This window comes from Nocardiopsis alborubida (assembly GCF_012396365.1).
GTDB classification, from domain to species: Bacteria; Actinomycetota; Actinomycetes; order Streptosporangiales; family Streptosporangiaceae; genus Nocardiopsis; species Nocardiopsis alborubida.
This window is the reverse complement of record NZ_JAAXPG010000001.1, coordinates 23,363-44,058: the sequence shown is the minus strand read 5'-3', so window position 1 is coordinate 44,058 and position 20,696 is coordinate 23,363. Positions and strand designations below refer to the sequence as shown.

18 protein-coding genes are annotated in these 20,696 nt (G+C 72.3%); 7 read left to right on the top strand and 11 right to left on the bottom strand.

Translation table 11 applies throughout. The features are described from left to right. Positions 1–130: 130 nt before the first annotated feature. Both HGB44_RS00225 and HGB44_RS00220 read right to left on the bottom strand, forming a co-directional pair. The gene (locus HGB44_RS00225) at positions 131–571 is read right to left on the bottom strand and encodes a DoxX family protein (protein WP_061081050.1); all 441 of its coding nucleotides are present in this window, start codon (positions 569–571) and stop codon (positions 131–133) included. A gap of 188 nt (positions 572–759) precedes the next feature. Next, positions 760–1,266, bottom strand: coding sequence for a MarR family winged helix-turn-helix transcriptional regulator (locus HGB44_RS00220; protein ID WP_061081049.1), 507 nt, complete (start codon positions 1,264–1,266; stop codon positions 760–762). 429 nt (positions 1,267–1,695) lie between these two features. On the opposite strand from HGB44_RS00220, the gene HGB44_RS00215 reads away from it, so the two are divergent. Beyond that, positions 1,696–2,265, top strand: coding sequence for an NADAR family protein (locus HGB44_RS00215; RefSeq protein ID WP_061081048.1), 570 nt, complete (start codon positions 1,696–1,698; stop codon positions 2,263–2,265). A 173-nt stretch (positions 2,266–2,438) separates the two neighbouring features. On the opposite strand, the gene HGB44_RS00210 is transcribed toward HGB44_RS00215, so the two are convergent. Next, positions 2,439–4,061, bottom strand: coding sequence for a serine/threonine-protein kinase (locus HGB44_RS00210; RefSeq protein WP_061081047.1), 1,623 nt, complete (start codon positions 4,059–4,061; stop codon positions 2,439–2,441). Between the two features lie 548 nt (positions 4,062–4,609). Here HGB44_RS00210 and HGB44_RS00205 point away from each other — a divergent pair. Then, positions 4,610–4,852, top strand: coding sequence for a hypothetical protein (locus HGB44_RS00205; RefSeq protein WP_013155518.1), 243 nt, complete (start codon positions 4,610–4,612; stop codon positions 4,850–4,852). 44 nt (positions 4,853–4,896) lie between these two features. On the opposite strand, the gene HGB44_RS00200 is transcribed toward HGB44_RS00205, so the two are convergent. Then, positions 4,897–5,655: an SDR family NAD(P)-dependent oxidoreductase gene (locus HGB44_RS00200; RefSeq protein ID WP_061081046.1), complete on the bottom strand. Its 759-nt coding sequence runs from the start codon at positions 5,653–5,655 to the stop codon at positions 4,897–4,899. A gap of 127 nt (positions 5,656–5,782) precedes the next feature. On the opposite strand from HGB44_RS00200, the gene HGB44_RS00195 reads away from it, so the two are divergent. After that, positions 5,783–6,736 carry a helix-turn-helix transcriptional regulator gene (locus tag HGB44_RS00195; RefSeq protein WP_082768400.1) on the top strand — a complete coding sequence of 318 codons (954 nt, stop codon included), beginning with the start codon at positions 5,783–5,785 and terminating at the stop codon, positions 6,734–6,736. A 491-nt stretch (positions 6,737–7,227) separates the two neighbouring features. Next, entirely contained in the window at positions 7,228–7,878 is a 651-nt protein-coding gene (locus HGB44_RS00190; protein ID WP_061081045.1) for a TetR/AcrR family transcriptional regulator, read from the top strand. Positions 7,879–8,029: 151 nt separating this feature from the next. Here the strand turns inward: HGB44_RS00190 and HGB44_RS00185 are convergent, their stop codons facing one another. Next, positions 8,030–9,334, bottom strand: coding sequence for a L,D-transpeptidase (locus HGB44_RS00185; protein ID WP_061081044.1), 1,305 nt, complete (start codon positions 9,332–9,334; stop codon positions 8,030–8,032). A gap of 310 nt (positions 9,335–9,644) precedes the next feature. Between HGB44_RS00185 and HGB44_RS00180 the strand changes: the two genes are divergently transcribed. Together HGB44_RS00180 and HGB44_RS00175 are read left to right on the top strand one after the other, a co-directional pair. Then, complete coding sequence (locus HGB44_RS00180; RefSeq protein WP_061081043.1) at positions 9,645–9,968, top strand: DMT family transporter; 324 nt, start codon at positions 9,645–9,647, stop codon at positions 9,966–9,968. Between the two features lie 32 nt (positions 9,969–10,000). After that, on the top strand, positions 10,001–10,579 hold the full coding sequence (locus HGB44_RS00175; RefSeq protein WP_269458466.1) for a TetR/AcrR family transcriptional regulator: 579 nt from the start codon (positions 10,001–10,003) through the stop codon (positions 10,577–10,579). On the opposite strand, the gene HGB44_RS00170 is transcribed toward HGB44_RS00175, so the two are convergent. Next, positions 10,518–11,471 (bottom strand): helix-turn-helix transcriptional regulator, encoded by a 954-nt coding sequence (locus tag HGB44_RS00170; protein WP_231972470.1) that lies wholly within the window; start codon positions 11,469–11,471, stop codon positions 10,518–10,520. The genes HGB44_RS00175 and HGB44_RS00170 overlap by 62 nt on opposite strands. 120 nt (positions 11,472–11,591) lie before the next feature. On the opposite strand from HGB44_RS00170, the gene HGB44_RS00165 reads away from it, so the two are divergent. After that, positions 11,592–12,143: a TIGR03086 family metal-binding protein gene (locus HGB44_RS00165; RefSeq protein ID WP_061081041.1), complete on the top strand. Its 552-nt coding sequence runs from the start codon at positions 11,592–11,594 to the stop codon at positions 12,141–12,143. 57 nt (positions 12,144–12,200) lie between these two features. On the opposite strand, the gene HGB44_RS00160 is transcribed toward HGB44_RS00165, so the two are convergent. The 5 genes from HGB44_RS00160 to HGB44_RS00140 form a co-directional block, all read right to left on the bottom strand. Then, positions 12,201–14,204: an ABC1 kinase family protein gene (locus HGB44_RS00160; protein WP_061081040.1), complete on the bottom strand. Its 2,004-nt coding sequence runs from the start codon at positions 14,202–14,204 to the stop codon at positions 12,201–12,203. 322 nt (positions 14,205–14,526) lie between these two features. Continuing rightward, entirely contained in the window at positions 14,527–16,164 is a 1,638-nt protein-coding gene (gene dacB / locus HGB44_RS00155) for a D-alanyl-D-alanine carboxypeptidase/D-alanyl-D-alanine endopeptidase (protein WP_449289533.1), read from the bottom strand. Between the two features lie 358 nt (positions 16,165–16,522). Beyond that, positions 16,523–18,733, bottom strand: a complete 2,211-nt coding sequence (locus tag HGB44_RS00150) for an ABC transporter ATP-binding protein (protein WP_061081038.1) — start codon at positions 18,731–18,733, stop codon at positions 16,523–16,525. Then, complete coding sequence (locus tag HGB44_RS00145; RefSeq protein ID WP_061081037.1) at positions 18,730–19,650, bottom strand: ABC transporter permease; 921 nt, start codon at positions 19,648–19,650, stop codon at positions 18,730–18,732. The genes HGB44_RS00150 and HGB44_RS00145 overlap by 4 nt, the downstream gene beginning before the upstream one ends. Continuing rightward, the gene (locus HGB44_RS00140) at positions 19,643–20,653 is read right to left on the bottom strand and encodes an ABC transporter permease (protein ID WP_061081036.1); all 1,011 of its coding nucleotides are present in this window, start codon (positions 20,651–20,653) and stop codon (positions 19,643–19,645) included. The genes HGB44_RS00145 and HGB44_RS00140 overlap by 8 nt, the downstream gene beginning before the upstream one ends. Positions 20,654–20,696 lie beyond the last annotated feature (43 nt).

Below are 20,696 nucleotides of genomic sequence, written 5' to 3'. Positions count from 1 at the left end.
CGCGAAGGAGAGCGAAAGAGTTGGTTGTTCTTTATGAGGGGAAAGTGAATTTGGATAAACAAGTTAAGAAAAAGGGGTGCGCGGCACCCGGGCCGTCCGCCTCCGGCGGCGGGCGGCCCGGACGCACTGGTCAGGAGGCCGGTACCGGTTCAGGGGTCCGGCGGCGGGGGCGTCCCCACGGCATGAGGCGGTCCACGGAGAGGCGGCCGCCCGCGAACCCGAGGGCCAGGGCTGCGGCGCCGAGGACCAGCACGAGTTCGAAGCCGCCGACCAGCGGGTCTCCGACGTGGGCGAAGAAGTAGGCACCGGCCATCATGAGGGCCAGGAGGAGTCCGGCCAGCGGCAGGGCGAACCCGATGATGAGGGCCAGCCCGGCGCCCACCTCGATGCTCGCGCCCAGGAGCGCGGCGAACTGCGGGAAGGGTATCCCCATGGACGCGAAGCCCTGGGCGGTGCCTTCGAGGCTGGACATCTTCGGCCAGCCGTGCGCGATGAAGACGACGCCGACCACGGCTCTGGCGAGCAGCGCGGTGACGTCCCCCAGACGGGACACGAGCGGATTCTCGGTCATAGCGGTTCCTGTCTCTGTGAGCGGGTAACCCAGGAGGAGGTCGTGGCCTCGCACCGTTGCTTGAGACTACAACCTTTTCCTGGGAAAGCAGATGATAGTACGCATCCGCCCGGACACATAGAGTGCCAATGAGGGATATTTCTCCCCCTCGGCGTCCGCCCTGGTGAGAGCGGACAACAGAACGCGGCTCAGTCCTGGCGCACCGTACCGGTCGGCCCCGCGTACCTCGGCTCCTCACCCGCGGGGTCGAGCACGTCGAGCATGGACTCGGCGATCCCCCGCAGCTGCTTGACCTGGTCGTCGGTGAGCGCGTCGAAGAGCACGCGCCGGACCTCGTGCACGTGACCCGGTGCCGCCCGGCGCAGCACGGCCATACCCCCCGGGGTGAGTTCGGCCAGGGTGGTGCGCCGGTCGCCCGGGCGCTTGGACCTGCGGACCAGGTCGTCCTCCTCCAGGCGGGCGACCGCGTGGGAGAGGCGGCTGGGCGAGGAGCGCAGCCGCCTGGCCAGGTCGGTCATCGTCATCACGCGCTCGGGCGCCTCGGACAGCTTCACGAGGATCTGGTAATAGGCGTGGGACATGCCGGAGTCCTGCCTGAGCTGCCGGTCCAGCGCCCCCTCCAGCAGGTGGGTGGCGGCCAGGAAGGCCCGCCACGTCTGCTGCTCGCCCTCGTCGAGCCACCGCGTCTCGGCCATCGGGCCCGTGCCCCCAGGAGTAACTTGAGAGTTCAACTGTGATTTGGTCAAATATCCCATCCCCCAGCCACCGGAGGACCGCAGCGGCGCGGCGGCCGACGCGCGTGCCGACCCCGCGCCTCCGCCACGGGGCGCCGACGCTGCGGACGGCACCGGGCGGACCCGCCAGACGGCCGACCGGCCCTGGCGCCACCCGCCCGGGCGCGGTCCTCGCGGTGTCGGCGCGCTGGGAGAACGCTTCCCTCCCACCGTCGGCGCCGCGACGGGCGGGGGCCCTCTGAACTACGGCTTCCGGGGGTTCCCCGCAACGCTACTACGGAGTCACATACGCCGCCCCGGTTACGCCCGCACCCGCCCGGGGCCCCGGTAACGGCCTTCGCGCACACGCACGGCGCCGCGCGTGTCGGTACCGCCTGGGACACTTCCCCCATGACGGACACACGTGATCCCGCCGACGCGCGCACTGTCGAGGAGCTGCTGGCCTCGGAGGGCGGGGCCAAGTACCTGTGCTTCTGGGGCCACCAGCCGCCCGCCTCCGGAGGCGTGTCGGCGAGCTGCTTGTCGCAGTGGTGGCCCGCCGACTTCACGGTGGAGGGGGTCGGCTACCGCACCGCGGAGCACTACATGATGGCCGCCAAGGCGCGCCTGTTCGATGACGCCGAGGCGGAGGAGCGGATCCTCGCGGCGGGCCACCCCCGGGACGCCAAGGTGATCGGCCGCCAGGTGCGCGGCTTCGACGAGCGCGCGTGGGAGGCGGCCCGCTTCGGGATCGTGGTCGAGGGCGGCGTCGCCAAGTTCGGCCAGAACCCGGAGCTGCGCGAGTTCCTGCTCGGCACCGGTCGACGGGTGCTGGTGGAGGCCAGCCCCCGGGACCGGGTGTGGGGCATCGGACTGGGCGCGAAGAACGACGACGCGCGGGTCCCCGAGCGCTGGCGCGGCCTCAACCTGCTGGGGTTCGCCCTGATGGAGACCCGGGCCCGCCTCGCGGCGGCCCCGTGACGCCGGGTCCGGCCCCCGCCGGACCAGCGCCCGGACCAGGCGGGACGGGTTTCGGCCAGGGGTGTCACTGGTGTGACGCAAGGGCCCTGACCTGCGGTGATCTTGTACTTATAGCGAGGTTGGACCGTCGAGGCGCGCTATGGGTACAAGATCACGGTGGAGGGGGAACGGCACTAGCAGACCGGGACCTGGGGGTTGTCGCGCGTGCGCGCCCCCGGAAGCCAGCCGGTGGTGGCGCCGGCGGTCACCCGGTACATGGTGCTGGTGCTCGTCCCGCTCTCGTCCGTGACGGTGACGCCGTTCGGGACCAGGCACGACGTCTGGACGACGTCGCCGTGCCACACCTGGCCCGCCCGGTTCCCGGGGTCGGAGTAGGGGGCGTGGGGGTCGTGGACCAGTCTCAGAGCGCACTCCGGCGCGCGCGAGGCCTGGCAGGGGCCCTCGGCGTTGAACACGGTCAGCGGCACCGCCGGCGGCGGCGCGGGGGCCTCCGGCTCGGGCTCCTCCTCCGGCTCGGGCTCCTCCGTCTCCTCGGGCTCCTCGGGCTCCTCCGACGGTTTCTGGCCGGGTTCCCCGGACGGCTCCTCCGAGGGCTCCTCGGTGGGCTCCTCGCGGGAGACCGGTCCTGGGACGCGCTCCTCCTCCGAGGGCTCCTGCGCGACCGTCTCCGGCTGCTCCTCCTCGCCCGAGAACCACGCGGCCATGGGCAGGTTCTCCCAGTTACCGCCCAGGGCCGCCCCGCCCGCGACGAGTCCCGCCAGCAGTACCAGGGCGCCGAGGGCGGCCCCGGTGAGGGCCAGGGCCCGCCTCCCGCCCCGGCCCCCACCGGTCGCGGGGATCTCGTACTCGCGCTCGGCCCCCGTCCGCACACCGTGCCAGTCGCGGTCCAGCACCCCGGCGGCGGCCGCGGCCGCGGTCCCCGCGTCGCGGATCGGCGCGATGGCCCGGTCAGGGGAGTCCGTCTGGACCACACCGTGCACCAGCTCCAACGCGGTGGGGCGGTCCGCCGCGTGCTTGCCCAGCGCGCGCAGCGCCAGGTCGGCCAGGGGACCGGAGAAGCCGTCGGTGTCGGGCGGTGAGTCGAGCACCCGGTGGGCCACCGCGGCCGCGTTCCCCGTACCGAAGGGCGGGCGTCCCGTGGCCGCGTACGCCACCAGCGCACCCCAGGCGAACACGTCGTCGGAGGTGGAGACCGGCTCGCCGCGGTAGTGCTCCGGGCTGATCCACCCGGGCGAACCGCTGAGCATCCCGGTACGGGTGATGGCCGTCTGGTCGATCGCCCGCGCCACGCCGAAGTCCAGGACGCGCGGGCCCTCCGGTGAGAGAACGACGTTGGAGGGCTTGAGGTCGCGGTGCGCGATCCCCGCCTCGTGGATCTGGGCCAGCGCCTCGGCCACCCCCACCGCCAGGCCGCGCAGCAGCTCCTCGCCCAGCGGACCGTGCCTGCGGAGGTAGTCGCTCAGGGTCATGCCGCGCACGAGCGGTGTCGCCAGCCAGGGCCGTGCCGCCTCGGTGTCGGCGTCGAGCAGCGGCACTGCGCAGGCACCGCCCACGCGGCCCAGCAGGTCCACCTCGCGCGCGAAGCGGGCCCGGAAGTCGGCGGCCGACGCGTACTCGGGGTGGATCAGCTTGACGGCCACGAGCCCGCCGCCCTCGTCCCGCGCCGCGTACACGAGCCCCATCCCGCCCGCGCCCAGTCGTTTGAGCAGCCGGTAGCGCCCGATCCGGACCGGGTCGTCCGGGGCCAGGTCGGCGACGGTCGTGGGCAGGAGCACGGTGAGGGAGCCTGTGGACACGGAGGGGAACCTCGCTCATTCGGGGCGGGGTGGTGTGAAGGGAAGGGCACACGGAGCAAAGGTGCCCTACGAGGGTAATGGAGCCCCGCACGTCACGACCTCCCCAGGCACCGAGGGGCGCGGCCCGGGCCTCCCACTCCCCAGGACCCGCGGACCGCCACCGGGCCCGCAAGCGGACCGGACCAGACGTATCGCGCCTGATGTGTCGCTATAGGCCCATTTTTCCGAATCGCATGCGGTGATCACCGTCGGATCACCCGGATTTCATCCGCCGTACCTGTGGTTACGGCTCCGGCGTGCCCACGGCAGGAGTAGAGTCCAGACCGCGGACAGCATGGTGCTTCCGGCACCCGCACCCGTTCCCCGGAGCACTCCGGGTCTCGGCGTTCCCGCCGCCACCCGTCAGACGCTCACGCGGCACGACCACGTACGCCCGCCGCACGCTCCGGGAGACCGGTTCCCCCACGCGCACCCGCCGGTGCCGCGCGCGGTCCGGGAACGCACCGTCCTTCTTCCATCCAGGACGAACCACACTCCAGGGACTTCCCATGGCCTATTACCGCATCCAGTTGCGCGACGGCTCCAACCACACGCTCCAGGCGGTGCGCATGCGTACCGACGCACGCAGCCTCTACCTGGAGGAGCGCACCGCCGGGGCGTGGACCGAGGTGTTCTCGAACCCGATCACGGAGGTGGAGCGCGTCCAGCGCCGCTTCACCGAGAACGACGGCACGTGGACCTGGCTGAGCGAGCGCCTGCCCGCTCCCGTCGGCGGCGTCCGGGCCTGGTGAGGCCCGGCCGGGCGGAGCGGATCCGCCCGGCCCCGGTGCCACCGCTACCAGGGCAGGACCCCGTAGCTCTCCGGGTCCCCAGCTGATGCCAGGTGGCCCCAGAGCACCCCGCTGGGCCCGTCCCCGGGCAGGGTCGCCAGGTGCAGGCTCACCCGCGCGCCCTGCTCCGCCGTACGTGTGCCCGTGTTGCCGTTGAGGTCGGTCCCGCAGTACCCGGGGTTGGCCGCGTTCACCTTGGCTCCCAGGGGTGCGAGGGCCTTGGCGTACAGCGCCGTCACCATGTTCACCGCCGCCTTGGAGGCGGGGTAGCCCGCGTTTCCCTCCATCGCGAAGAACGGGCTGTCCGGATCGGTCATCGTCCCGATCGAGCCGATCTCGCTGGACACGTTGACCACCCGCGCGGCCTCCGAGCGGCGCAGCAGGCCCAGGAACGCGTCGGTGACCGTCACCGTGCCCACCACGTTCACCTCCAGCGTCCGCCGGAGCTCGGTGGGATCGGCCTCCCCGATCCCACCCCGGCCCAGGGCCACGCCCGCGTTGTTGACCAGCACGTCCAGCCGCCCGAACTCCTCCTCCGCCCTCGCGGCGGCGGCTTGGACGCTCCCGGCGTCGGTGACGTCCAGCATCAGCGCGCGGACGTCCACGCCCTCCTCGCGCAGGGCCTCCTCCGCCTCGGCGCCGCGTCGCGCGTCCCGGGACCCGGCCAGCACCGTCATTCCCTCCAGCCCCAGCAGTCGCGCGGTCTGGAAGCCGATTCCCTTGTTCGCCCCCGTCACGAGGGCGATCCTGCGTGTCTTCGTCATGGGTCCCACCGTGGAGGAGCCCGTGAACGCGGGGAAGGAACCGTCGAGGCTGGTATCTGCGGTACCACTGTCAGGAAGGCGTTCCTGGGGCACCCTGGGAGGGGAGAGCACAACGAGGAGGCGTGCGATGGTGGACCGTGGGGAACTCGCGGCGTTCCTGCGCGACCGGCGCGGCAGGATCGTCCCCGGCGACGTCGGCCTGCCCGACACCGGGCGCCGCCGCACCCCGGGCCTGCGCCGTCAGGAGGTGGCCCAGCTCGCCGGGATGTCGGTGGAGTACTACGTACGGCTGGAGCAGGCGCGCGGCCCCAATCCCTCACGGCAGGTGCTGTCGGCGCTGTCGCGCGCCCTGATGCTGAACGCGGACGAGCGCGCCTACCTCTTCCACACGGCCGGGACCGAGCCCCCCGTCACCCGCGGTCCCAGCCGCGAGGTCTCCACCGCGGTGCGGTACCTGCTGGACGGCCTGACCACCACCCCCGCCTACGTGCTGGACGCCAAGTACGAGGTGCTCGCGTGGAACCGGATGGCCACCCACTTCATCGGGGACATGGCGGCGCTGCCCGAGGGGCGGCGCAACATCATCGAGTGGATGTTCTCCCAACCGGAGGACGACCCGCACTGGGACGAGCCGAACAACGTCTGCTTCACCCAGCACTCGGTGGCGGACCTGCGCGCCGCCTACGCCCGCTACCCGGGCGACCCGGACATCACCCGCCTGGTCACCACCCTGCTGGGCACCTCGCCGAGGTTCGCCCGGATGTGGGAGTCGCGCGAGGTGCGCAGGCGACGCGGGTTCCGCAAGAGGGTGGACCACCCGCTGGTGGGACGCCTGGAGTTCGAGTGCCAACTGCTCCACGTGCCCGACACCGACCAGCGGGTCATGACGTACTGCCCCGAACCCGGATCGGCCACGGAGCGGTCGATGGCGCGCCTGTTCGCCGAGTTCCCGACGCCCGCGTCCGACCGGGTCCCCCCGCTGTCCACGCCGTTCGGCACGGCGCCCTGCGGCCCGGGCGAGCCGGTCGAGACCCCGCCGCCCGCCGTGGGGTACGAGGTCCGCCCGGTCCGGCGTCCGTGACGGAGGCGGCGCGGCGGACCAGCAGAGGCCGGACGTGCCGGGCGGCCCGGAGCGGCCTGGGGTCCGGCGCCGTCGACACGCGCTGACTCGTACAGCCCGCGCGGGATCGCCCTGGGCCGCACGACGAGTACCAGCGCGTTTCGACGTCCTCCTCGGGATGGACCCGAGGATCCCCACCGCCTCGCGGTTGTGGGCGCGGTACGCCTCTCGGTGTCCGCTGGTTCCTGTTTCCCCGGTCGGCGCCCCGCCCCGCGGGGCGGCGGTCCCACCCGACCTCCGCAGGCGTCCCGGTTCTCCGCTGCGACGCGGGCGTGGAGGTCTGAGGCCATGGGTCCCGACCCCGTGTCGTACGTCTTTTCAACGGGGGCTCAACTTACTTAACATTCAGTAATCAAGAGGGGAGGGGAAAGCTGGATACCGTGGACGACGGGCCCCGACCCCCCGCATGGGCCCGGAGTACCCGACGGGGTGCAGGAAGTGGAGAGACCAGGATGAGCGAGACGACCCCGGCGCCGGACACCCGCGCCCCCTCCGGCGCCGAGGCGCCGACGCCGCGGAGGCGGGTGAACCGGCGCGAGCAGATCCTGCGCACGGCAGCCGACGTGTTCGCCTCGCAGGGCTTCCACAACACCTCGCTGGCCGACATCGCGGCGACGCTCAGCATCACCCCGGCGGGGGTCCTGCACCACTTCGGTTCCAAGACCGACCTGCTCACCGCGGTCCTGGAGCTGCGCGACGACACCGACCCCGCGCCGGAGGGCAGCAGGATGCTGGACCACCTGGTGGCGACCGCCGAGCGCAACGCGGAGCGACCGGGGACCACGCAGCTGTACGCGGTGCTGTCGGCGGAGAGCGCCACCGACGAGCACCCGGCGCAGGAGTGGTTCCGGGACCGCTACACGGTGCTGCGCCGGGAGATCGGGGACGCCGTGCTGGACCGGCTGGGACCGGGGCACCGGGAGGCCGCGAACACGCCGGGGCCGGACGGGCACACCCCGGCGGAGGCCGCGGCGTCGGCGGTCATCGCCGTGATGGACGGGCTCCAGGTGCAGTGGCTCCTCGACCCGGGGGCCGTGGACATGGCCGCCGTCACCGAGCTGGTGATCGACTCCGTGGTGGCCCGGCTGTCCCGGCAGGACTGACCTCCACGGGAGCGTCCGGGCCGGTCCCGCGTCCGGTGGGCGCGGCGCACGGGGACGGGCGGGACGGCCGCGCCCCGAAAAGGGTCGGAGAACGCCAGAAGGGGCGCCGGAACCGTGTGGTTCCGGCGCCCCTCCGGCGTTCTCCGTGCGGTTACTGCTCGCCGTGGACGGAGCCGGGGGTGCCCGAACCGTCGGTCACCTGCGGCTCGCCGGTCGCGCTCTCGGCCAGCCACTCGTCCCAGGACTTCTGCCAGAAGCCCCAGCCGTTGTCCCACTCGAACTCGCGGTCGGTACCGGTGGTGTCCAGGATGTCGCCCATGAGGGTGTTCTCGAAAAACCACCGGGCGTCGTCCATGCGCAGGTTGGTGCAGCCGTTGGAGGTGTTGGCGCTGCCGATGCTGCCGTTGTAGGAGGCCTCGTGCACGAACTCGCCGCTGTTGGAGGTGCGGACGGCGTACTGGACGTCCACGTTGTAGGCGCCGGGGGAGTCCTCGGGGATGCCCACGGTGGAGGAGTCCATGGTGATCTGCTCGTAGCGCTCCATGAGCACGTGGGTGCCGCTGCTCGTGGTGTCGAAGCGGCGGTTGGCCTTGCCGTTGCTCACCTCGATGGTGCGCTCGTGCTCGCCGTCGACGGTGATCACCATCTCGTGGTCGGGCACGTGCATGGTCGCGATCAGCTCACGGCCGATCTCGAAGTCGATGCGGTGGTTGCTCACCCCGTAGACGCCCTCGGAGGCCTCCACGCCCGCGAGGTGGAGGTCGACGCTGACGGCCTGGTAGGGCTCCCAGTACTCCTCGGGGCGGAAGACCGCGGTCGAGTCGTTGGTCCAGTTCCAGGCGCCCTGGATCTCCTGCTCGGAGACGACCTCCATGGAGTTCTCGACCTGCGCCTTGTTGGTCACCGGCAGGTCGAAGTTGATGACGATCGGCATGCCCACGCCGACGGTGTCACCGGAGACGGGGTAGTTGGACGCCAGTTCCAGGCGCTGCCCGGCGACCGCCTCCAGGGTGGTGAACTCCTGGACGACCTCGGTCTCCTCGCCGGCGTCGTTCTCGGCGGTCGCGGTGACGACGATCTCCGCGCCGGGACGCAGGTTCCAGTCGCTGACCCACTCGGTCGCGTCTCCGTTGAGGGTGCCGGTCATCGCGTAGAGGTCGGGGTCCTCCGACTCGCTCCCGCCCTCCACCGCCGCCTCGGTGGTGACGACCTGCTCCACCTGGACGTCCGTGATGACGCCGCTCTCGGCGGTGACCCGGACGGGGGAGTTGGGCGCGACCTCCTCGGCACCGTTCTCGGGGGTGATCACCAGTTCCGCGGGGTCGGCCCCGGCCGCCTCGGTGCCACCGCTCTGGGTCTCGGCCTCACCTGACGTGCAGGCCGTGGCGGCCAGCGCCAGCGCCGCCAGTCCGATACCGAAACGACGCGCCACCGCCGGAGGTGTCTTGCCCGTCACGTCTGGTTACCTCCATGTCATGCCTGAAACGCCATCCACGCAAGTAAGACGCGCACCCACCGAAAAGGTTCTGAAGTCTCATGCATCGGTATAGAGCGGTTATCTGGGGCGTGGAGCGTGGGGGAAGCCGGAACCGAAGACGATACACCCCGGGGGTACACCTCGATTCCCTACGGGTATGAGGTTACGGCCATCCATAACCGGCCTTGGACACCGGGTCGGCCCTCGTCCTAGGATCTTGTCCGAACGCTCAGGTTTCTTCTCCGGAGGAACCTGGCCAAACGCCCGGTTCCCTGTCGGGAGGAACGCCGTGCCGTGGCTCTGGCTGGCCGGAGCGATCATCGCCGAGGTGATCGCCACCACCTCACTCAAGCTCTCCGAGGGCTTCAGCCGCCCGCTTCCCTCAGTCGTCGTCGTGGTCGGGTACGTCGGGGCCTTCCTCATGCTCAGCCAGTCCCTCACCCGGGGCATGAACCTCGGCGTGGCCTACGGCGTGTGGGCGGCCGCGGGCATCGCGCTGGTCGCGGTGATCGGCACCCTGCTCTTCGGCGAGTCGCTCACCTGGGTCCAGGTCGGCGGGATCGCGCTGATCATCGCGGGGGTCATGGCCCTGGAACTGGGCGGGCGGCACTGAACGGCCGCGGCACGGCGCCCGTCGGCGAGGACATCGCCGACGGGCGCAGACGCAAGGGCGAGCGGCGCCGCCGGCAGCTCCTGGACGCCACCATGCGCGTCATCGAACGCGACGGCGTGGCGGCGGTCAGCCAGCGGCGCGTGGCCGCCGAGGCCGGGGTGCCGCCCAGCACCGTCACCTACTACCACTCGACCGTCGACGACCTGCTCGTGGACACCCTCACCCGGGTCAACGACGCCTACGTGGCCGCCCTGGCCATCGTGCCCGACGACGCGGACGCGGCCCTGCGCACCCTCGCCGGGATGATCGCGGCGGGCTCGGGCCCCGAACGGGCCCACGTGATGGCCGAGTGCGAACTGTTCCTGCTCGCCGCGCGCCGCCCGGCCCTGCGCCCGCAGACCGAGCGCTGGAACCGTGCCGTGGACGCCTTCCTGGCGCCCCACCTCCCCCACCCGGAGGACCGCGCGGGCGTGGGCGCCGCCGTCGACGGCCTCTTCGCCCGGGCGTGCGCCGACCCGGACCTGACGGCCGAGGACGTGTACCGCACGCTCAGCCGCCTGGTGTCGCGCGTGCCGCGTAGCGCGCGGGAGGGGCCCCCAGAACGGCGGTGAACTCCCTGGTCAGGTGGGACTGGTCGCTGAAGCCGAGTTCGGCGGCCAGGCTCCCCCAGTCGGGCACCGCGCCCTTCCGGGCCCGCTCGGCGGCCTCGTAGAGCCGGTACCTGCGGATGACGGTCTTGGGGCCGAGGCCGACGTGGTCGGCGAAACGGCGCTGGAGCAGCCGCACGCCCATCCCCTCCCGCCGGGCGAGCCCGGACACGTTGACCACCGAGGGGTCGGCGGCCACCCGCTCCACGACGTCGCGGACGTCCTCCGCGGGGTGGCGGTCCGCGGGGAGCAGCGCGGCCAGGGCGCGGTCGACCCCGGCCATGAGTGCGAGGGGATCGGGCGGCACCGCGCCGCCGAGGGCCCCGCTCCCGTCGAGGGCCCCGCTCCCGTTGAGGTCGGGGCCCCCGTCGGCCCCGAGAACCCCGCCCACAGCGGGAATCCCGCCAACACCGAGCACCCCACCCGCACCGGGAGCCCCGGAAGCACCGAGGACCCCGCCCGCACCGAGGGCGCCGAACACCTCCGACGCGGGGAGGCTGGCGTCCACGATCGTGTTCAGGGGCCTGCCGAGGAACGGACGGAACCCCGCGGGCCGGAACATCACCCCGAGCGCCCATCCCTCGCCCTCCAGGCGGCGTTCGGTCACCTCGGTGGTGGGGCCGTGCACCGTCGCGGTCCCGCCCGTGAACACCAGGTTCACGACGGGGTGGGCCAGGACCCGCTGGGTGTGGGGCTCACGGCCGGTCAGGTTCCACGAGGCCAGCCAGTAGCGGTCCACGAAGCGGGCCACCCGCGCCGAGGGCGCGTGCCGGTCCAGGCGGAACCGGGTCAGCCCGGCGGCCGGGTGGAGGATGCCGCGCGCGTCCTCCTCCACCCCCACGGAGTACGGTCTCACGGTTCCAGGATAGCCCTCCGAACTCGAACACACGTTCGATTCGTCGCGTTTGTTCAAGACGGAACCCGGTCGAGGGGGCGAGGATGGCGGGCACCGAGAGACCCGAGGGGAACACCGATCATGAGCGACATCTCCGAGCGCTACGCCCGCCTGTCCGAGGACTTCGCCGGGACGGTGGAGGCCGTCCCCGCCGACCGCTGGTCGTCGGCGTCCCCCTGCGAGGGGTGGGACGCCCGCGACGTGGTCCGCCACGTGGTGGACACCCAGGGCATGTTCCTCGGGCTGGTCGGCCGCGAACTGGGGGACATCCCCTCCGTGGACGAGGACCCCCGCTCCGCCTGGGATGCCGCCCGCGCGGTGGTCCAGGGCGATCTGGACGACCCCGAGCGCGCCAACACCGGGTTCGACGGGTTCTTCGGCCGCACCACCTTCGCCGCGGCGGTGGACCGGTTCCTCAGCTTCGACCTCGTGGTGCACCGCTGGGACCTGGCCCGGGCCACCGGCCAGGACGAGCGTCTGGACCCCGACGACGTCCGGTGGGCGCACGAGGCCACCGCCCCCTTCGGGGAGCACCTGCGCGGGAACGGTGTCTGCGGACCCGAGCTCACCCCGCCCGAGGGCGCCGACGCCCAGACCCGGTTCCTGGCCTTCGTCGGCCGCCGCGCCTGGTAGCGGCCCCGGACGCCTTCGCCCGGAGGACCGTCCCGACACCGCGTACCGCTCCCCCTCCTATCCCCTCCCCCGGACACCGTCTCGGGAGACGCCCACCAGCAGCCGCAGGATCAACAGCCCGGCCACCGCCAGCAGCAGCCAGGCGACGGCGTTGAGCGCCTGCGCCCGCGCGGACATCTGCGCCCAGTCCACCTGGGGGCCGTCGGTGACGTTGAACAGGCCCACCGACATCAGTCCGGTGGCCACCGCCAGCACGGTGAGGACGGCGCGGTGCGCCATCGTCTGGACCAGGTGACGGTCCTCCGGGTGCGCGAACGGCCGCACCCGGACGGTGAACCGGCCCTTGTGCAGCTGGTCGGTGATCCGGTCCAGCCTGCGCGGCAGGCGGCGCAGCGTGGGCAGCATCGCCGCCAGCTCGCCCATCGCGAGGTCGTGCAGGCTGCCTCCGCTCAGCTGCTCCGACGCGCGCGCCTCGGCGAACCGCCGGGCCTCGGTCACCGTGTCGAAGCCCGGCGACAGGTGCACCAGCGTGCCCTCCAGGGTGGCCAGCGCACGGAAGACCGCGGCCAGCTCGCCCGGCAGCGACAGACCGAACCGGGTGACGATGAGCAGCAGCTCGGTGAACATCCGCACGCTGGCGGTCATCCCCCGGTGAAGGTAGCGCGCCATGAACTGGCCCAGGGCGCGCCGCAGCCGCTCCTCGTCCACCTCCGAGGAATCGGTGACCACGTCCAGCAGCGTGTCGGTGAGCAGCACCGCGTCCGACCGGTCCAGGGCCAGCAGCATCATCTGGAGCGACTCGCGGGTCCGCCCGTCCAGGCGGCCCACCGAGCCGTAGTCGAGCAGCCCCACCCCGCCGTCGTCGAGCAGCAGGATGTTGCCCGGATGGGGGTCGGCGTGGAAGATCCCGTGGAGCATCACCTGTTCGAGCAGGCAGGCCAGCAGGGTCGAGGCGAGCCCGTGCCCGTCGGCTTCGGACAGGTCCGCGGTGCCGATGGGCGCTCCGCGCAGCCGCTCCATGACCAGCACGCGTCTGGAGGTGTAGGGCTCGTACACCCTGGGGACGCGCACCGGGGACCCGTGCGCGGCCTCGGAGACCGCGGCGATGTTGGCCGCCTCCACCTCGAAGTCCAGCTCCTCCCGGAGCGCCTCGGCGAACCCGTCGGCCAGGTCGACCACACCGATCGCCGGACCCCACCGGGTGGTGGCCTCGAAGCGCAGCGCCAGCCGGCGGATGATGTCGAGGTCGCGGTGCACGACCGGGCCGATACCGGGTCTTTGCACCTTGACCACCGCCTCCTCCCCGCCGTGCAGCCGTGCGGTGTGCGCCTGGGCGATGGAGGCGGCCGCGAGGGGCTCTTCGGAGAAGTCCGCGAACACCTCGTCCAGAGGACGGCCCAGCTCGCTCTCCACGGTCGCGCGGATCCGGTCCGCAGGCACCGGGGCCGCCTCGCTGTGCAGCCTCCCCAGCTCCACCACGAACGCCGGGGGCAGCAGGTCGCGCCGGGTGGCCAGCACCTGGCCGAGCTTGACGAAGACCACCCCCGCCTCCTCCATGGAGCGGGCCAGGGACCGGGCCAGGCGGTGCTGGCCGGAGGCGTCCTCACCGCCCTCCCTGCGGCCGGTGACGTAGCCCCACAGTCCGTGTCTGGCCAGGATCCACGTGATCTGCCGGTAGCGGCGCATGCGCCCCGACCAGTCCAGGACCGCGCGGACCATGCGGACCGGGCGCAGCCGGGTGCCCCGGGGAAGGACGAGTTCCAGGGCGACGAAGACCAGCATGGCGGCGGCCGCCGAGAGCAGCAGCACGACCTGGCCGAACCCCGCGGGCGGCGCCGACTCCCCCGGCACGACCTCCGCCAGCCGCCGGAGGGAGCCGTAGTACAGCAGCGCCGTGGCGACGCCGCCCAGCACCATGCCGAGGGAGCCCGCGAGCACCAGCCGCGGTGCGCTGAAGGGGACTCCCATCATCCGGCTGGCCAGCACGCCCAGGCCGACCAGCAGGCCGACGAACACGAGCAGGGACAGGATCTGGCCGATCCCCTCGCTGATGTAGGACACGGTCGGAACGCTCTCTTTCGGGGGGCTCCGCGCGTGCGGAGGAGGCGATCAGGGGTGCGACGCGGATCGTGTGGCGGGAGGGGGCGGCGCCGTCCTCTCCAAAGATGCCACCTCCGGAGCCGAAGCGGCGTGGCGCGTCCACACCTGTGGAAAACCCGGAGGGCCACAGGGAGGCTCCCCGTGGCCCTCCGGACCGGTTCCCCGCGCCTCACGCGCGAACGCCCTTGGACGCGGTCACACCGACCGCGCGTCCCTACTCCTCAGGCGCGGGCGGTGCGCGGACCGGGCGGCGGATCCGCCGCCCGGTCCGGCCGTCAGCGGATCAGCAGGTCAGCTCCCAGGAGCACTCCAGCTCACCGCTGGGCTGGGTCTGCGCGCTCTGCGACCGGATGCTCACCGGCGTCTGGTGGCCCAGGTACTCGGCCAGCCGGACGGCGATCGCGTCCTGCACCGGTGTGGGGGCCGGGCCGCTGTAGCCGTTGTTGACGACGCTGAACGCCAGCCCGTCGCCGCCGTCCTGGCCGGCCACGTACCCGGACAGCGCGCTGATGCCCGTCATGGTGCCGGTCTTGGCGGAGACGGCGCCGGCGGCGGCGGTGCCGCCCATGCGGAACCTCAGGGTTCCTCCGGTGAACGGGTCGCTCTCGCCCGCCACCGGCAGCGAGTCCGCCCAGATCCCGTGCCAGGACGCGTCGCGCGTGCTCACGAGCAGGTCCACGACCGTGTCGGAGGTGACCAGGTTGCCCCGGGACAGGCCCGAGCCGTCGTTGAGGACGAGGTCGGAGGTGTCCACCCCCAGCCCGGACAGCGACCGCTCGACGCCGGCGAGCCCGGCGTCCCAGCTGCCCTCACCCGCGACCTCCTGGCCGATGCTCTTGACGAGCATCTCGGCGTGGCCGTTGTTGCTGAACTTCATGAAGGGGACCATGATCTCCGTCAGCTCGGGAGACTCGTGGTCGGCCACCGTCCGGGCGCCGTGGCGTCCGCGCTCGGGCGCCTCGCCGGACTCCACGCCGCCCTCGACGGTGACGCCGTGCCTCTCCAGGGCCTGCGCGAAGAGGTGCCCGGCCAGGCCCGCGGGCTCGTCCACCGTGCGCAGTGCGGTCACGGGTGCGGCGTCCGCCGGGATCGTGCCGGTCACCGTGATGGTGTTGGTCCCCACGGGGCGGTCGACGACCACGCTGCTGGTGCCGCCGGGAGGGCCGGTCACGGCCTGGTTGTCGAGTTCGGCGTAGCCCTCGGCGGCGCCCAGGTCCACGGCGGCGGGCGCGCCCGCCGCACCGGGGGTGACCACGACCTCGGTCACGCCGGTGTCGTAGCGATCCCCGTGTGCGACGGTGAGGGCCGAGATCTGCGCGGAGTAGGCGTAGGGCTCGTCCTCGGGCCACCAGTCGTCCACGAGGCGCTCGGAGTCGAACCAGGTGTCGTCGGCGAGGACGTCGCCCCGCACGGTCCTGATCCCGGAGGCGGCCACGTCGGCGGCCAGCGCGTCCAGGTCCTGCTCGGACAGTGTGGGGTCGCCGCCGCCCACCAGGTACAGGTCCTCCACGGAGCGCCGGTGCCTGTGGCCCTCGGCCACGACCTCGGTGGAGAAGGTGTGGTCGGCGCCCAGGACGTCCAGGGCGGCCGCCGCGGTGAACAGCTTCATGTTGGACGCGGGCACCAACTGCTCCCCGCTGTCGCGCGAGTACAGCACCGCGCCGGTGCCGGGGTCGGTGACGGTCACTCCCGACACCCCTCCCTCCAGGGACGGGTCCGCCAGGAGGGCGTCGATGTCCGCGCGCAGGTCGGTCAGGCGCTCCTCGGCGGTCGCCGTGTCGGCGTGGGCGGGGAGCGCGCCCAGCGGCGCCGCGACGAGCACGGGGACGGCCGCGAGGGCCGCGGTCCAGGCAGCGCGTCGCCGGGCCGGGGCACGGCGCCTCCCGACCGGGGGTTCACTGGGGGTGGTGGGGGTTCTCAACGGTGTGTCTCCTAGCGGTCACGGACACCAAGGGGCACCGCACCCTAACCCGCTGCGGATCCCCGGCACCAGCACCCCGGGCGCGGGTCGAACACGTGAGTGGCGCGTGGGAACGCCTAGACGCAGGTGACGGATGTGCACCCGAATCCGGTACCGGAGAAATTCCTTCGCACACGGCGCGCGGGAGCACGCCCTCCGCGTCCCCTCCCCCTGTGAACGGCAGCCCCCGGGGGCTTCCTCCGCCCCGCCCCGGCCCCGGCGGGTGGCTCGCACAGCGGACGGGCCGGTGCCGGGGGCACTCCCCCCGGCACCGGCCCGTCACGGCCGCCGCGCCCGGATCACCCGGGCGGCGCCCCGGTCAGAACAGGTCCACGGCCCGGGAGTAGTGGCAGGCGTCCAGGTGACCCGCCCCCCGGTCCAACAGTTCCGGGGGCTCCTCCACGCACTTGGCGCGCTCGCCCTCCGACAGCTCGTTCGCGAACTTCGGGCACCGGGTCCGGAACCGGCAGCCCGACGGCGGGTCGGCCGGGCTGGGCACGTCGCCGGTGACGACGATCCGCTCCCGGGTCCGCTCCTTGACCGGGTCCGGCAGGGGGATCGCCGAGATCAGCGCCTGCGTGTACGGGTGCGAGGGCGCCCCGAACAGCTCCTCCGTCGTCCCCGTCTCCACGATCTTGCCGAGGTACATCACGGCCACCCGGTCGGCGATGTGCTTGACCACCGACAGGTCGTGCGAGACGAACAGGTACGACAGGCCCAGGTCGTCCTGGAGGTCCTCCAGCAGGTTGATCACGCCCGCCTGGATGGACACGTCCAGCGCCGAGACCGGCTCGTCCAGGATGAGCACCTTGGGGTTGAGCGCCAGCGCGCGGGCGATGCCGATGCGCTGGCGCTGGCCGCCCGAGAACTCGTGCGGGTAGCGCGAGCCGTGCTCGGCGTTGAGCCCCACCAGGTCCAGCAGCTCCCTGACCCGCTTCTTGGCGGTGCCGTTGCCCTGGCCGTGGATCCGCAGCGGCTCGGCGACGATGTCCGAGACCGTCATGCGCGGGTCCAGGGAGGCGAACGGGTCCTGGAAGACCAGCTGGAGGTCGCGGCGCAGCGGCCGCATCTGCCGCGGGGACAGCGTGTGCAGCGGCTGCCCCATGTAGCTGACCTCGCCCGAGGTCTGCTTGATCAGCTGGAGCATGAGGCGGGCGGTGGTGGACTTGCCGCACCCGGACTCGCCGACCAGGGCGAGGGTCTCGTGCTCGCGCAGCTCCAGGGAGACCCCGGAGACCGCCTGCACCTCGCCGATCCTGCGCCGCAGGAGGCCCTTGGAGCGGATGGGGAAGTTCTTGACCAGGTCCGTGACGGTCAGGATGGCCTCGCGGCGTTCCCCGTCCACGGGGGCGGCGATCTCCGCGCCGATCTCGGCGCGCGCCTCCCTGGCCTGCTCCTCGGCCTCCCGCACCTCCGTGACGGTGTCGGCCTCCACCGCCGTCCCCCGGAACAGGTCGGTGGGCACGGCGCCCTCCAGCTCCTCGCTGAAGTGGCAGGCCGCCGTGTGCGCGGAGGTGTCCGTCACCGGCACGCGCACCCGCTCCCCGTCCCCGCCGACCGCCAGCAGGCGGGGCTCCTGTTCGCGGCACAGGTCCCGGGCCATCGGGCAGCGCGGCGAGAACGCGCACCCGGTGGGCAGGGAGAGCAGGGAGGGCGGGGTGCCCACGATGGGGGTGAGCCGCTCGTGGCGGTCCTCGTCCAGGCGGGGCAGCGACCCCAGCAGGCCGAGGGCGTAGGGCATCCGCGGGCGGTAGAAGACCTCCTCCACGGGGCCCGTCTCCACGAGGCGGCCGCCGTACATCACGCCGACCCTGTCGACGTGCCCGGCCACCACGCCGAGGTCGTGGGTGATCAGCACCAGGGCGGCGCCGGTCTCCTTGCGGGCCGCCTCCAGCGCCTCCAGGACCTGGGCCTGGACGGTCACGTCCAGGGCCGTGGTCGGCTCGTCGGCGATGATGACGTCCGGCTCGTTGGCCATCGCGATGGCGATCACCACGCGCTGGCGCATGCCGCCCGACAGCTCGTGCGGGTACTGCTTGATCCGCTGCTCGGGGCTGGGGATGCCCACCAGCTCCAGCAGCTCCAGCGCCCGTGCCATCGCCGCCTTCTTGCCCACCTTGCGGTGGGCCAGGACGGCCTCGGCGATCTGGTAGCCGACGGTGTAGACGGGGTTCAGCGAGGTCAGCGGGTCCTGGAAGATCATCGCGATCTTGTTGCCGCGGACCTTGCTGATCTGCGCGTCCTTGAGGCCGATGACCTCCTGGCCCAGCACCTTGGCCGAGCCCTCGACGCGGGCGTTCTTGGGCAGCAGACCCATGATCGCCATCGAGGTCACGGACTTGCCCGATCCGGACTCGCCCACGATCCCCAGCGCCTCGCCCCGGCGCAGGACGTAGGACACCTCGCGCACGGCGGGCAGCGGCCCGTCGTCGGAGGGGAAGGTGACGCTGAGGTCGCTGACCTCCAGGACCACGTCGCCGGTTCCCGACGGGGCGGTCCCCTCGTTGCTCATCTGGTCAGTCGTGGTCATCGCCGCACCATGGTCTGTCGTGGGTCGAGGGCGTCGCGCAGCCCGTCGCCGATGAAGTTGATCGTCAGGCAGATCACCAGCAGCAGCAGGCCCGGCGGATAGAACAGCCAGGGCCTGGTGGAGACGGCCGTGCGCGCGTCACTGATCATCTGGCCGAGCGAGATGTCAGGGGGCTGGATGCCGAACTGGAGGAAGGACATGCCCGCCTCCAGCAGGATCGCCACCGCGATCAGCAGGGTGGCCGCGACGATGATCGGTCCGGCCGCGTTGGGCAGCAGGTGGCGGACGATGATCCACCCGGGCGAGGCCCCCGCGGCCCTGGCCGCCTCCACGAACTCCTGCTCGCGCAGGGACAGGACCACGCTGCGCACCACGCGGGCGATCTGCGCCCACGAGAAGAAGCCGATGATGAGGGCCACCGCGTACCAGGTGGTCCCGGCACGGGCGTTGCCCGCGATCGCGGCGACCATCACCAGCAGCGGCACGATCATGAACACGTCGGCGACGCGCATCATGAGCGCGTCGATCCGACCGCCGTAGTAACCGGCCGTGGCGCCCCACAGGGAGCCGATGACGGTGCCCATGACCGACACCGTGAACGCCACCTTGAGCGTCTGCTGGGCGCCGCGCATGAGCTGGCCCAGGACGTCGTGCCCGGCGGTGGTGGTGCCCAGCGGGTGGTCCGCGCCCGGCGGCACGCTCGGCGGGATCTCCAGGTGGACGGTGTGGTCCCACCGCCAGAAGAGCGGGCCCGCGAAGGCGGCCAGCACGACGGCCACCAGGACGACCAGACTGATCATGGCGGCCCGGTGGCGCAGGAACCGGGACAGGATCATCTGGAACTGGGTGCGTTCGGCGCCTCCGACGCTCTCGGCGTCGGCGCTCCGCGGCGCCTGGGGCGCCCTCTTCTCACTCATAGCGAATCCTCGGGTCGAGCACGCCGTACAGGAGGTCGGCGATGAGGTTGGCCACGATGACCATGACACCGCTGAGCAGCAGCCACGCCATCAGCGCGTACGAGTCGTTCTTCTCGACCGCGGTGATGAAGAACTCGCCCAGGCCGCGCCACTGGAAGACGCGTTCGGTCAGGACCGCGCCGTCGATGATCCCGGCGATGCCGACGGCGACCACCGTGGTCAGCGGGATGAGGGCCGTGCGCAGCGCGTGGCGCCGGATGACGACGCGGTTGGGCAGGCCCTTGGCGCGGGCCAGACGGACGTAGTCGCTGTTGAGCACCTCGAGCATGGAGGTCCGCTGGTACCGGCTCCACGAGGCGAAGCTGGTCAGCATCAGCACGATCGTGGGCAGGGTCATGTAGGCGAAGGCGTTGGTGATCCTGCCCCACAGGTCCTCGCCCTGTGCCTGGTAGACGCCGTCGCCGATCGTGGCGAGGACCTGGTCGCCCACCAGGTCGTTGAAGCTGACACCGGCCTGCTGCATGATGCCCGCGAACCAGAAGACGGGCATCGACAGGGCCAGGAAGCCGACGAACGTGAGCGTGTAGTCGAGCTTGGAGTACTGGCGCATGGCGCTGACGACGCCGGCCAGGACGGCCAGGCCCAGCGCGAAGACCATGGACGCGGCCACCAGGCGCAGGGTGGTGCCCAGCCGCTCGGCGATGTTGGCGCCGATGTCGTAGCTGTTGCTCTGCGTGGAGGGGCCGAACTCGCCCTGGAGGAGTCCGATGTCCCCGTTGCCGCCGATCCCCGTGATCCAGAGCCAGTAGCGCTCGGGCATGGACCGGTCGAGGTAGAGCCTTTCCTCCTGGAGCTGGATGACCGAGGGGTCCGGGGGAGGCTGCTGCATCCTGAGCTCGGTCAGGGGATCACCGGAGACGTCGATCAGGACGAAGGTGAGCACGGACGCGAGGATCAGGATGGGTATCGCGCCCAGGACGCGCCGCACCGTGTAAACGAGCATGAGTGTGATCCTTCAGGGGTGGACGAGGACCGGCCCGGACCCG

Excerpts from the sequence above, each read along its gene's own strand:
- HGB44_RS00200 (WP_061081046.1), bottom strand. The coding sequence starts at position 5,655 with ATGACGAAGACACGCAGGATCGCCCTCGTGACGGGGGCGAACAAGGGA.
- HGB44_RS00220 (WP_061081049.1), bottom strand. The coding sequence starts at position 1,266 with ATGGCCGAGACGCGGTGGCTCGACGAGGGCGAGCAGCAGACGTGGCGG.
- HGB44_RS00190 (WP_061081045.1), top strand. The coding sequence starts at position 7,228 with ATGAGCGAGACGACCCCGGCGCCGGACACCCGCGCCCCCTCCGGCGCC.
- HGB44_RS00225 (WP_061081050.1), bottom strand. The coding sequence starts at position 571 with ATGACCGAGAATCCGCTCGTGTCCCGTCTGGGGGACGTCACCGCGCTG.
- HGB44_RS00205 (WP_013155518.1), top strand. The coding sequence starts at position 4,610 with ATGGCCTATTACCGCATCCAGTTGCGCGACGGCTCCAACCACACGCTC.
- HGB44_RS00195 (WP_082768400.1), top strand. The coding sequence starts at position 5,783 with ATGGTGGACCGTGGGGAACTCGCGGCGTTCCTGCGCGACCGGCGCGGC.
- HGB44_RS00165 (WP_061081041.1), top strand. The coding sequence starts at position 11,592 with ATGAGCGACATCTCCGAGCGCTACGCCCGCCTGTCCGAGGACTTCGCC.
- HGB44_RS00150 (WP_061081038.1), bottom strand. The coding sequence starts at position 18,733 with ATGACCACGACTGACCAGATGAGCAACGAGGGGACCGCCCCGTCGGGA.
- HGB44_RS00140 (WP_061081036.1), bottom strand. The coding sequence starts at position 20,653 with ATGCTCGTTTACACGGTGCGGCGCGTCCTGGGCGCGATACCCATCCTG.
- HGB44_RS00215 (WP_061081048.1), top strand. The coding sequence starts at position 1,696 with ATGACGGACACACGTGATCCCGCCGACGCGCGCACTGTCGAGGAGCTG.
- HGB44_RS00145 (WP_061081037.1), bottom strand. The coding sequence starts at position 19,650 with ATGAGTGAGAAGAGGGCGCCCCAGGCGCCGCGGAGCGCCGACGCCGAG.